This is a genomic window from Magnetospirillum fulvum, assembly GCF_900108475.1.
Lineage (GTDB): Bacteria > Pseudomonadota > Alphaproteobacteria > Rhodospirillales > Magnetospirillaceae > Phaeospirillum > Phaeospirillum fulvum_A.
Genome location: NZ_FNWO01000012.1, coordinates 1 through 11,670, shown reverse-complemented (window position 1 = coordinate 11,670; position 11,670 = coordinate 1). Strand labels below are relative to the sequence as shown.

At 62.5% G+C, this 11,670-nt stretch carries 11 protein-coding genes; 7 read left to right on the top strand and 4 right to left on the bottom strand.

The features are described 5' to 3' along the window. Positions 1 to 13: 13 nt before the first annotated feature. The 3 genes from vnfK to vnfD all read right to left on the bottom strand — a co-directional run bounded on the left by vnfK (position 14) and on the right by vnfD (position 3,241). Positions 14 to 1,402, bottom strand: coding sequence for a V-containing nitrogenase subunit beta (vnfK, locus tag BLW40_RS13445; protein WP_074769431.1), 1,389 nt, complete (start codon positions 1,400 to 1,402; stop codon positions 14 to 16). An 82-nt stretch (positions 1,403 to 1,484) separates the two neighbouring features. Then, positions 1,485 to 1,826 (bottom strand): V-containing nitrogenase subunit delta, encoded by a 342-nt coding sequence (gene vnfG, locus BLW40_RS13440; protein ID WP_074769429.1) that lies wholly within the window; start codon positions 1,824 to 1,826, stop codon positions 1,485 to 1,487. Further along, positions 1,823 to 3,241, bottom strand: coding sequence for a nitrogenase vanadium-iron protein, alpha chain (vnfD, locus tag BLW40_RS13435; protein ID WP_074769427.1), 1,419 nt, complete (start codon positions 3,239 to 3,241; stop codon positions 1,823 to 1,825). The genes vnfG and vnfD overlap by 4 nt, the downstream gene beginning before the upstream one ends. Positions 3,242 to 3,612: 371 nt before the next feature. On the opposite strand from vnfD, the gene BLW40_RS13430 reads away from it, so the two are divergent. From BLW40_RS13430 to BLW40_RS13420, 3 genes are all read left to right on the top strand, one after another. Then, on the top strand, positions 3,613 to 4,374 hold the full coding sequence (locus tag BLW40_RS13430; RefSeq protein WP_074769425.1) for a VOC family protein: 762 nt from the start codon (positions 3,613 to 3,615) through the stop codon (positions 4,372 to 4,374). 67 nt (positions 4,375 to 4,441) lie between these two features. After that, positions 4,442 to 5,317: a nitrogenase iron protein gene (gene nifH, locus BLW40_RS13425; RefSeq protein ID WP_074769424.1), complete on the top strand. Its 876-nt coding sequence runs from the start codon at positions 4,442 to 4,444 to the stop codon at positions 5,315 to 5,317. A gap of 60 nt (positions 5,318 to 5,377) precedes the next feature. Then, on the top strand, positions 5,378 to 5,575 hold the full coding sequence (locus tag BLW40_RS13420) for a Nif11-like leader peptide family natural product precursor (RefSeq protein ID WP_074769422.1): 198 nt from the start codon (positions 5,378 to 5,380) through the stop codon (positions 5,573 to 5,575). Between the two features lie 66 nt (positions 5,576 to 5,641). Here BLW40_RS13420 and BLW40_RS13415 read toward each other — a convergent pair whose 3' ends face one another. Continuing rightward, positions 5,642 to 7,243, bottom strand: coding sequence for a sigma 54-interacting transcriptional regulator (locus BLW40_RS13415; RefSeq protein ID WP_074769420.1), 1,602 nt, complete (start codon positions 7,241 to 7,243; stop codon positions 5,642 to 5,644). 478 nt (positions 7,244 to 7,721) lie between these two features. Here BLW40_RS13415 and nifE point away from each other — a divergent pair, with 478 nt between their 5' ends. From nifE to BLW40_RS13395, 4 genes are all read left to right on the top strand, one after another. Further along, on the top strand, positions 7,722 to 9,107 hold the full coding sequence (nifE, locus tag BLW40_RS13410) for a nitrogenase iron-molybdenum cofactor biosynthesis protein NifE (protein WP_074769418.1): 1,386 nt from the start codon (positions 7,722 to 7,724) through the stop codon (positions 9,105 to 9,107). Positions 9,108 to 9,120: 13 nt separating this feature from the next. Beyond that, on the top strand, positions 9,121 to 10,500 hold the full coding sequence (gene nifN, locus BLW40_RS13405; protein ID WP_074769641.1) for a nitrogenase iron-molybdenum cofactor biosynthesis protein NifN: 1,380 nt from the start codon (positions 9,121 to 9,123) through the stop codon (positions 10,498 to 10,500). Next, complete coding sequence (locus BLW40_RS13400; RefSeq protein ID WP_074769416.1) at positions 10,494 to 10,967, top strand: NifB/NifX family molybdenum-iron cluster-binding protein; 474 nt, start codon at positions 10,494 to 10,496, stop codon at positions 10,965 to 10,967. The genes nifN and BLW40_RS13400 overlap by 7 nt, the downstream gene beginning before the upstream one ends. Before the next feature lie 15 nt (positions 10,968 to 10,982). Beyond that, on the top strand, positions 10,983 to 11,670 hold a 688-nt coding region (locus BLW40_RS13395), incomplete at its 3' end, for an enolase N-terminal-like fold-containing protein (RefSeq protein WP_139305595.1).

Here is an 11,670-nt window from a genome sequence, read left to right as displayed (position 1 = left end):
GTCCCACCCGGCCCTACCAGGTGTTCAGCAACCACTCGCGGTCCTTGTTGAACTCCATGTGGGCGAACAGCGTGTTGGCGATGCTCTCACCCAGATCCATGGCACCCTGGTAGCCCATCGTCGGCTTGCGGTAGAGACCGGCACGGTCGAAGGTGGGGAAGCCGACCCGGACCATCGGGATGTTGTGCTCGATGGCGACATAGCGGCCCTTCGAGTGACCCAGGATCAGATCGATCTGGTAATCCGGGTTCTTCACCCGCTTTTCCAATTCCCACAGATCGGCGTTGCACACCACTTCCATGTCCCAATCGGCCTTGGCCTTGAGATCGAGGATGCGGGGGTCTTTCTTGTACTTGCTGTTGTCGTCGCCCAGCAGCAGCAGCACCGGCTTCAGTTCGACCTCAAGGCAGAACTGGGCCAGACCGATCACCAGATCGGGGTGACCGAACAGCGCCACCCGCTTCCCGGCAAAAAACATGTGGGCCAGATCCTGAAGCGCGTCGATGGCGATGCCGCGTTCGCGCACCAGCGATTCGGGGATCGGCTTGCCGGTGATGCGGCTGACCGCCTGAAGCATCGCGTCGGTGTTGGCGATACCATAGGGACTGTTGAGTTGGGTGTTGGGCACCTCGAACTCGGTCTGGAGGTACTGGGCGGAGGTGCCGCCTTCGTAGCGCGCCAGGGCCAGCGAGCCGATCGCGTTGGCCGCGCCCGCGATGTCCTCGACCGTGGTGCGGCCATGGGTGTGGATCGACTTGTCGGGCATCATCGGCGAGTCGAAATCCTCGGTGTCCATGAACACCGTCGCATCGACATCCATCTCGCGCATGTAGCGCTTCAGCAGCATCACGTCGCCGGGATTGACCCAGCCGGGGAACAGGTTGAGCTTGCCGTTCGGAGCGCCCTTGTGGGTCGCGATCGTCTTGATCACCGACAGCAGGCATTCGGAATAACCGCCGACCTGGCTCCCCTTGAAGCTGGGGGTGTGGACCGGGACGATGTGAATCTTGCGACCGGGGAAGGCTTCCTTCAGCGCAGCGTTGCACTGGGCAATGTTGCCCTCGATATCGTCGCCGATGACTTCGGTCGAGCAGGTGGTGATCAGCGGGATCACCCGCAGATCGGGGTAACGCTGGGCCAGCACCATCACGCCGTCCTGGATGCGCTTGTGCCCGCCGAACACCGCCGAATCCTCGTGCAGCGAGGTCGAGGCGATGTCGAAATTCTCTTTGAAATGCTGGGCGAACAGCAGACGGACGAACATGCAGCAGCCCTGGCCGCCGTGAACCAGCGGGATGCTGTCCTTGATCCCGATCCCGGCGAACTGCGCGCCAGCCGGCTGGCAGTCGTACATCGGATTGATGACGCCCGCCCGCTCCTTGGTGGTGATTTCACAACCCATGATAGACCTCATTTCTCTTGGAAGGGGCGGCGCATCCTGGCCGGACCCGGCCGGTCAAGACGCGCCGCCACTCAGGCCAGCTCTAATAGAGCGAGTGGTTCAGTTCGCCGTTGCGGGAATTGGTGATGGTGATATCGACCAGCTTGGCCTTCAAACCATCGATCAATTCACGGATCTGGGCGGGACCGGCATCGGCGATCCAGGGGAAGTGAGCCTTGAAATCGGCCACCAGCGCCTTGGCATCGGCATAAAACAGCTTCTGCTGGGGCGTCTCCAGCGCGGGCGGCTTGCCGGTCAGCAGATCGCTGGCGGTGCCCAGCACCCCGTCAATGCTTTCCTGACGGTCCCAGGTCCGCGAGCCGAACTGCCACAGGCAGCGTTCCTGGACATAGGTGTACAGTTGGTCGAGCTTTTCCGAATTCATTCCGCGGCCTCCAGGCTGGTCGCGGCGGTGGTGCCGCGAATGTCGGTGGCAGCCAGGGTCAGCAACGGATTGTGCACCGCGTTGTACATGTCGCGGGCGAGGTTCACGAAGCCCTCGAAGCCCATGTAGGGTCCGTTGTGATACGCGTGGCCGTTGATGTAGGGGATGTGCAGCTTCTTCACCAATTCGCCGACGCGCGGCCCGGTGAAGATCACGTCCGGCTTGACCAGCCCGATGATCTCGAAGAACTCAAGCTCGTTGCCGTCGTCGATGTAGTAGGTTCCGCTTTGGCCGCGGGCGATGACCTTCTCGAAATCTTCCTGGTGGCCGAATTTCGACGACATCGCCACGACCTGGACGCCCAGATCGTCCTCGACCGACTTGGTCCAGTGCCACAGGCGCGGACCACCGGTCCAGATCGCCATCTTGGTGCCCTTCAGTCGCTCTTTGTACCAATCGAGCTGCGGCTTCCACTTGGCATATTCCTCGGCGATCAGGGCCTCGCCCTTCTCTTCGATGCCGAAGAAGGTGCACACCTTGCGGATGCCCTCGGCCATGTAGTTAAAGCCCCACGAATCGATGTCGAGACGCGGAATGCCGTAACGCTTCTTCAGCTCGTTGGCGATGTACCCGGCGGAACGGGCGCAATTGACGACGTTCAACTGGGCGCGATGCATCCCGCGCAGATCGTCGTAATTGGCGTTGCCGGTGAAGTGGGCGATGACCTGGATGCCGAGCTTGTCCCAGTACTTTTGCAGCAACTGGGTGTCGCCGCCGATGTTGTAATCGCCGATGAAATTGATGGTGTATTTCGAGGTGATCTCGGGTTCGACGGTGCCGACCTTCTCGTTGACCCAACCGATGTTGAGAACGTGGTGGCCCTTCGATTGCGACACCCCGGCAAAGCCCGGGCATTCGCAGGTGAAGATATCGACGTCGGGGCGATCCCCCATCACGCGCTTGGCCACAGCGCGGATATCGTCGCCGATCAGCGCGGTCGGGCAGGTGGTGTAGACGATCATCCGCTTGATGTCGGGCATTTCGTCGAAGGCTTCGTGCATCGACTTTTCCAGGCGCTTTTCGCCGCCAAAGACGATGTGGCTTTCCTTCATGTCGGTCGACCAGACGTACTTCAGATTGAAGTGGCCGTTATCGGTCGGATACCGCTTGGTGTGCCAAGTGTCATAGGCGCAGCCGATCGGGCCGTGGATCATCTGGATGGTGTCTTTCAGAACACCACCGATAACCAATTTGGCACCGCAGAAAGAACAACCACGCTCGGACAACGTGCCGGGGATGGTCGGAGCATTGGAAATGGGGAGGAAGTCGCGAGTATCCTCGCCATCGACCTTCAGATAAATGTGACGCTCCCGTTCGGGAATGTCCTTATCGCACTCAAGCAATACCATAGGCATGGCGGTTTCTCCTCGTGGCTGAACCTCGATACATGATCTCGGTACGGCCTTTCATTTAGGCGAACGCTGATGCCAAGCAGTAAAGCACGAAGCGTGCCAACAGCCCGCGATGCGGGCCTGTTTGCGATTATATCGTTTTGAATCAAGCCACTGATCCAAGCCGTAGCGTCAAATTTCCCCAAATGCCTCGACTCGGGCCGTGGCGACCGGGCGCGATCGTTCGTGGAAGTACAATTCCGCCCCGGAGAGTTCCGTCGCGTGCGTCACCGCCCAGAAACCGCAGCCCGGCCGCGCCCCCGCGCTTGGCACGGACGTTGCCATGAACAGAGGTGACGGGGCACCGCGCCCCACCCGGATTTTGAGGAGACGGCATGAACGACACCCAGCCCCTATTGAAGATCGCCGTGGCGGGCGGCCCCAGCGGCCTGATCGACATGCATTTCGGACAGGCGGATAGCTTCCAGATCTTCCAGCAGGGGGCAGACGGGCCGGAAGCGATCGAAAGCCGCGACGTCGCCGCCTTTGCCCAAGGCGACGAGGACCGCCGCGACACGATCTGCCGGATGCTGGCCGATTGTAAGGTGCTGCTGGTGGCCAAGATCGGCCCCAATCCCCAGGAAAAGCTGGCCCGCGCCGGGATCGAGGCGTCGGACCGCCATGCGGGCCAGCCGATCGTCGAGGCGGTGGCGGAAACCCTGGCCGCCAAGGCCCAGGCGGCCCGGCCCCAATCCCCGATCGATGCCAGCGAATTTCGCCTGATTCACACCATGCTGCGGGTCACCGACATCGAGCGGTCACTCGATTTCTATACCCGGCTGCTGGGGATGAAGATTTGGGAAAAGCGCGATCACCAGCGCAATCAATTCACTCAGGCCTATGTCGGCTATGACAACGGCCCGGCGCTGGAACTGGTGTTCAACTGGTCGCACGAGGGAAGCTACGCGCCGGGCGAATCCTTCGGCCACATCGCGATCGAGGTCAGCGGGATTACCGCTTTGTGCGATCGCCTCGCCGCCGAGGGGGTTTCGATGCCGCGCCCGCCGCGCAGCCAGCGCCACGGCGAGTCGATTGTCGCCTTTGTCGAAGACCCCGACGGACACCGCATCGAACTGGTCCAGCCGCCGGTCGCGTAACCTCTGGCACGGCGCTTGCTGTTCCAACCCTGACTTCTACCTCCTCCGTCACAAAGGACTCTTTTCGATGCCTCGTCAGATCGCATTTTACGGCAAGGGCGGAATCGGCAAATCGACCACCTCGCAGAACACCCTCGCGGCGCTGGTCGAAATGGATCAGAAGATTCTGATCGTCGGCTGCGATCCCAAGGCCGATTCGACCCGACTGATCCTCAACACCAAGCTTCAGGACACCGTGCTGCACCTCGCCGCCCAGGCGGGTTCGGTCGAAGACCTCGAACTCGAAGACGTGATGAAGATCGGCTACAAGGGCATCAAGTGCACCGAAGCCGGTGGGCCTGAGCCGGGCGTCGGCTGCGCCGGTCGCGGCGTCATCACCGCGATCAACTTCCTTGAAGAGAACGGTGCCTACGACGACGTCGATTACGTCTCCTATGACGTGTTGGGCGACGTGGTGTGCGGCGGCTTCGCGATGCCGATCCGCGAGAACAAGGCCCAGGAAATCTACATCGTCATGTCCGGCGAGATGATGGCGCTGTTCGCCGCCAACAACATCGCCAAGGGCATTCTGAAATATGCCGGTACGGGCGGCGTCCGCCTCGGCGGCCTGATCTGCAACGAGCGTCAGACCGACCGCGAGCTTGATCTGGCCGAGACCCTGGCCAAGCGGATCAACACCCAGATGATCCACTTCGTGCCGCGCAACAACATCGTCCAGCACGCCGAGCTGCGCCGCCAGACCGTGATCCAGTACGCCCCGGACTCGTCGCAGGCCGCCGAATACCGCACCCTCGCCACCAAGATTCACGCCAATGGCGGCAAGGGCACGGTTCCGAGCCCGATCACGATGGAAGAGCTCGAAGACCTGCTGCTCGAATTCGGCATCATGAAGTCCGACGATCAGGCTTTGGCCGAACTGGAAGCCAAAGAAAAGACCGCCTAACCCGAAAGCCCCCGTCCACCTCGGGCGGGGGCTTTTTCTTTCGAACCGGAGAGAAACGCGATGTCCGTCGAATCCGCCGTCGCTTATATCCGCCGCATGCGCGAAGACGAAGCCTTCCGCAAGCTGATGAACGACAATAGCGAAGATGAAGAGGCCAGTTGGGGACTGATCCGCGACAACGGCTTCGAGTTCACCATGACCGAGTTCAAGCAGGCCCAGGACCAGATCTATGCGGAAAACGGCATCATTCCGATGTGATGTCCCGGCAATGCGGGGCGCGCGCGGACACAAAAGCTGCGCCTCGCGCTCCCCACCGCCGCACCCCTACCGCTTGCGGTATTCCTTGTAGCTGATCCCGTACTTTTCCATCCGGAGGCCGAGAATCCGCCGGGTCAGACCCAGATCCTTCGCCGCCTCGGTGACGTTGCCCTGATGAGCCTTGAGCGATTCGACGATCATCTCGTATTCGACCGCCCGCATCTTCGCTTCGATGCCGCAGCCGAAGCCGGTCCCGCTTTCGTCGGAGGTCTGGAGCGACGGCGGCAAATTATAGCCGTGGATCACCCCATCCTCGGACAGGATCACCGAGCGTTCGATCACGTTTTCCAATTCGCGCACATTGCCGGGCCAGTGATAGGCCATCAGCATGTTGAGCGCCGGAGTCGAGATTCGCTTCGCCTCGCGCCCGGTTTCCTGGGCGAAATGGGCGACGAAATAATCGGCCAGCAAGATCACGTCGCTGCCGCGTTCGCGCAAAGGGGGGATGGTGATGGGAAAGACGTTGAGGCGATAGAACAGATCCTCGCGAAACGTCCCCTTCTCCACCATATCGGGCAGATCGCGGTTGGTGGCGGCGATGATGCGCAGATCGACCTTGACCGGGCGGGAGCCGCCGACCCGTTCGAAGGTCTTTTCCTGTAATACCCGCAACAGCTTGGCCTGCATCGGCAGGCTCAGTTCGCCGACCTCGTCCAAAAAGATGGTGCCGCCGTCGGCCAGTTCGAACCGGCCCTTGCGCATCGCCGCCGCGCCGGTGAACGAGCCTTTTTCATGACCGAACAATTCGGATTCGACGATGCTTTCCGGCAGGGCGGCACAGTTGAACTTGATGAACGGCCCTGCGGCCGTCGCCCCGTTATAGTGGATGGCGTTGGCGACCAGTTCCTTGCCGACGCCGCTTTCGCCCAGCACCAGCACCGTCGCCTTGGTGGTGGCGACCTTGTGAATCAAATCGTAGATTTCGCGCATCGGCTTGGAATTGCCGATGATGTTCGAGGGCTTGAACCGATCCTTCAGCGCATTCTGAAGCCGCAGATTCTCAGCCTCCAACCGCACCTTCTCGATATTTTCCAGCAGGTACAGTTCGACCGCCGGGCCGATCATCGAGGCAATGGTGGCGATCAGTTCGACATCTTGCTTCAGCAGGCGGCGATTGTCGTAGACCCGCTCGGCGCTGATCGTGCCTAGCACCCGCCCGCCATGCATGATCGGGACACAGAAGAACGAAAAGTTCAGATCGGACCCGTCGGCCCGCGCCTGGGTGCGGTTGAGGAAGCTTGGGCTGTTGCGTAATTCGGGAACGATGATCGCCTTGCCGGATTCGACCACCTTGCCGGTGATGCCTTCGCCGGTGGCGTAGATTCCGCGCGCCTTCTGCTCCTCGGTCAGGCCAAAGCTTTCGTGGATAAAGATATTACCGTTCTCGCGGTCGTACAGGCTGACCATGCCGCGCACGATGTGCATCCGGCTCTGCATCACCTTCAAGATGATCGCCAGCGAGCCGGGCAAATCCTCGTTCTCGGAAATGATCTGGCTGATCTGGAACAGGATCGGCAGGACGTTGACGCGACATTCCCCGGTTTTGCAATCGGTGAAGTCGTCGACAAAATCTTCCAGATCAATCGCGTAGGTGTAGTCCATATGCATCTTGGATCAATCCCGGACTGCCGATGCGGACGGCGTGCGAATCGCCGTCAAACCCCATGGCGCACATCGCGTTTCGAACCGATGCGTACAGCGTCATTTCGTGATATACACTTACCACATAACGCAAGTCTGACGTCAACACCTATGTAAGGATAGACCGCCTTTACATCGTTTTGTTCGATTCATTACAGTGTTTGTCGTGAATATGACAAAGACATCAAAGCACACTCTAAATTTGAATCGCGGCAAATCCAAAAGATCGACTACAACAAACTCAATTCAACTCAACCAACAACCGTCCCTCGGCTAGGGTTCTTACGTAATTGTACGAAATATCCGATATAGAACATCTCTGTACACCTTACCTTCAGCGGCTTTGCCTGCGAATCGGCGGGGCGGTGGGGAAAATCGCCTGCGGGCAGCATGGCATGAGCCTTGCGATGTCTCCCCCGGTCCTTGACCCAGCCCGGAGCGCGGCATGAAAGCAGACGATATCCAGGCCCTGTTGAACGAACCCGCCTGCACCCACAATGCGAAAAGCAAATCGGGCTGTGCCCGGCCGCGTCCGGGAGCGACCCAGGGCGGCTGTTGCTTCGACGGGGCGCGCAACGCCCTGTTGCCGATCGCCGACGCCGCCCATCTGGTCCATGGCCCGATCGGCTGTGCCGGGTCGTCGTGGGACAATCGCGGCACCCGCTCCTCGGGCACCGATCTGTACCGGATCGGGATGACCACCGACCTGTCCGAAATGGACGTGATCATGGGGCATGGCGAACGGCGGCTGTTCCGCGCCATCCGTCAGGCGATCGAGACCTATTCCCCGGCGGCGGTGTTCGTCTATGCCACCTGCGTCCCCGCGCTTCACGGCGACGATTACGCTGCGGTATCGAAGGAAGCGAGCGAGCGGTTCGGTATCCCGGTGATCCCGGTCGATGCCGCCGGGTTCTATGGCAACAAGAACCTGGGTAACCGCATTGCTGGCGACGTCGTCTACAAGCATGTGATCGGCACCCGCGAGCCCGACCCGGTGCCCGTTGCAGCGCGGCGGCCGGGGATCACCCCCCACGACATCAATCTGATCGGCGAATGGAATGTCGGCGGCGAGTTCTGGTCGATCTCTCCGCTGCTCGACGAACTCGGCCTGCGGGTTCTGTGTTGCTTCACCGGGGATTCGCGCTTTCGCGAGGTCCAGACGATGCACCGGGCCGAGGCCAACATGGTGGTCTGTTCCAAGGCGATGCTGCACGTCGCCCGCAAGCTCAACGAGGATTGGACCATTCCCTATTTCGAGGGCAGCTTTTACGGCATCCGCGATACCTCGGACGCCCTGCGCGGCTTTGCCGCTCTGCTGAACGATCCCGATCTGACCGCCCGGACCGAGGCGGTGATCGCCCGCGAGGAAGCCCGGGTCAAGCTGGCTCTCGCCCCGTTGCGGTCGCGGCTGGCGGGGAAGCGGGCGCTGGTGTTCACCGGCGGCTATAAATCCTGGTCGATCGTCTCGGCGATGCAGGATCTCGGCATGGTGATCGTCGCCACCGGCACCGAGAAATCGACCGAGGAGGACAAGGCCCGCATCCGCGCCCTGATGGGCGACGATGCCGAGATGATCGCCGATAACGACCAGCTTGCCCTGATCGACAGCTTTCACCGCTGTCGCGCCGATATCCTGGTCGCGGGCGACCGTTACATCTATCCGACCCTGAAATCCCGCCTGCCCTTCCTCGACATCGATCACGTCCGCCGCATCGGCTATGCCGGCTACGAAGGGATGATCGAACTGGCGCGCAATCTCGACCGCTCGCTGGCCAGCCCGGTCTGGGCTCAGGTCCGCGCCCCCGCCCCCTGGGCGGCGGATGCCGCGTGAAGGAGCCGACGACATGACCGAAATCATCCTGTCCAACAAAGCCCTGGCGGTGAACCCGCTGAAGATCAGCCAGCCGGTCGGGGCCTCGCTGGCCTTTCTCGGGCTGGCACGGACGATGCCGCTGGAGCATGGGGCGCGAGGCTGCGCCTCGTTCAACAAGCTGTTCTTCATGCGCCATTTCGCCGAGCCGATCGCACTGCAAACCACAGCGATGGATCAGGTCACCACGGTGATCGGGGCCGACGACAATGTCGTCGAAGCGCTGGCCACCATCTGCGAGATCAACGCGCCCGAGGTGATCGGCCTGATCACCACCGGCCTGTCGGAAACCCAAGGGGCCGACATCCCCCGCACCATCCGCGCCTTTCGCGATGCCTATCCCAGCTGCGATTCGGTCGCGGTGGTGCCGGTCAACGCCACCGACGCCCAGGGCTGTCTCGAAAGCGGCTTTGCCCTGGCGGTCGAGGCGATCGTCGCCAGTCTGGTTCCCCCCACCCCCACCACGGTCAAGCGGCCCAACCAGGTCAACGTGCTGGCCGGGTCGATGCTGACGCCTGGCGATATCGAGGCGATCCGCGACTGGATCGAAGCGTTCGGCCTGACCGCCGTGATCCTGCCCGATGTGGCGGATTCGCTCGACGGTCACATGATCGACGAAGGGTTTTCGACCCTGACCTATGGCGGCACCACCGTCGAAGCGATCCAGGCGATGGGCGAATCCGTCGCGACCCTGGTGATCGGCCGCTCGCTCGACCGCGCCGCGTTGCTGCTGCGGGCGCGGACCGGGGTGCCGGATCACCATTTCCCCGGCCTGATCGGGCTGGCCGCCTGCGACGCCTTTACCCTGGCCTTGTCGAAGATTTCCGGACGTCCGGTTCCGCCCCGGATCGAGCGCCGCCGCTCGCAATTGCAAGACGCGATGGTCGATTGTCACTTCCCGCTGGCCGGATCGCGGATCGCGCTGGCGGCCGATCCCGATTTGCTGGGCGGGCTAGTCCATCTGTCGGCGGAAATGGGGATGGAGGTGATTACCGCGATCGCCTCGGCCAAGGGGCGCGGTCTCAACGATCTGCCGATTGGCTGCGTGCGGATCGGCGATCTGGAAGATTTGGAACGGGCCGCGCGCGATTTCAACGCCGATCTGATCGTCACCAATTCCCATGGCGCGCCGGTCGCCGCCCGGCTGGGGGTGCCGCTGTTGCGCGCCGGGTTCCCGCTCTACGACGTCCATGGCGGCCATGCCCAGACCTGGGTCGGCTATGGCGGCACCCGCCAGACCCTGTTCCACCTCGCCAATCTGCTGGCGGCCCATCATCGCGAAATCGCTCCGCATCGGTCCGTGTTCTGGCAGGGAACGACGCGGGAGCAGGAAACCGGAGTCCGCTTATGCTGAGGATCGCGTTCGCCTCCACCGACCGGACCCATGTCGATCTGCATTTCGGCGGTGCCGAACGGCTGGTGATTTTCGACGTCGCCCCGGGCCGGGCCGATCTGATCGGGGTCGCCGAGTTCGTCAAGGCCGAAAACCTGGGCACCGACGTCCGCGCCGGACTGGCCGGAACGGTCGAGGACAAGGTGCTGGCCAAGCTCGATTTCGTCCAGGGCTGCGCCGCCGTCTATGCCGCCTCGATCGGCACCTCGTCGATCCGGCGGCTGATGGCGCTGGGGATCCAGCCGATCATCGTCGATAGCGGCCACGAGATTCTCGACCTGTTAAACGAGGTCAGCCTCGCGTTGGTCTATGGCGGCCTGCCCTGGGTCGATCGCGCCAAGGCCAATGCCAGACCCGACGATGTGTCGCCGCAACGGATCGAAGCGGACAGCCGCCGCCTGCTCGCCTCGGCCGACGAACTGGACTAGCAAGGAACCGCCCCGATGTTCGCACCGACCAAGGCTCCCTGGATCAGCCCCGGCGTCGTCATCCACGAGCCGGGTGCCTCGGTCAACGAGATGATCGCGAAATTCGCCCGCGCCGTCGCCGGTCGCGGCTTCATCGTCGGCGGCTGCCTGCGCCTGGGCGACGAGACGGTCGATCTCGCCAGCGGTCAGCCGATGGACGGCAGCACTCTCGACGCCGCCGCCCGCTCTTTGCGCGCCGCGATGCGCGACGACGCCGATCTTGCTGTGGTCGGCGGGTTCGAGGCGTTCCGTCATGCCGCGACCGAACTGACCGCCGCCGTCGGCGAGGGGGCGTCGCAGGGCATGCCGGTCCTGACCACCATTCCCGATGGCAGCGTCCAGCACTGGCACGATTTCGTCGGCACCGGCGGCGCGCTGATCCCGCCTGCGATGCGGGGCTTGTGGCGCTGGTGGGGGCCGGAGCGGCTCTATCGCGATCTGGCCCTGGGCGTCGCCGCCGACGAAGTCCGCCAGATCGTGATCGGTCCGCGCTGGTTGATGGTCGAAGGTCCGGCCGGGGCCGGTCTGGCCTATCTGCCCCGCAATGCCCGCGATCTGATCGGCCGTCTGCCCGAATTTCGCAAGATGAGCCTGAAGCAGCTGGCTGAGTTTTCTGGCTCGTGGGATCCGCTCGAAATGGCGCTGGGGGTCGCCGCGATCAACG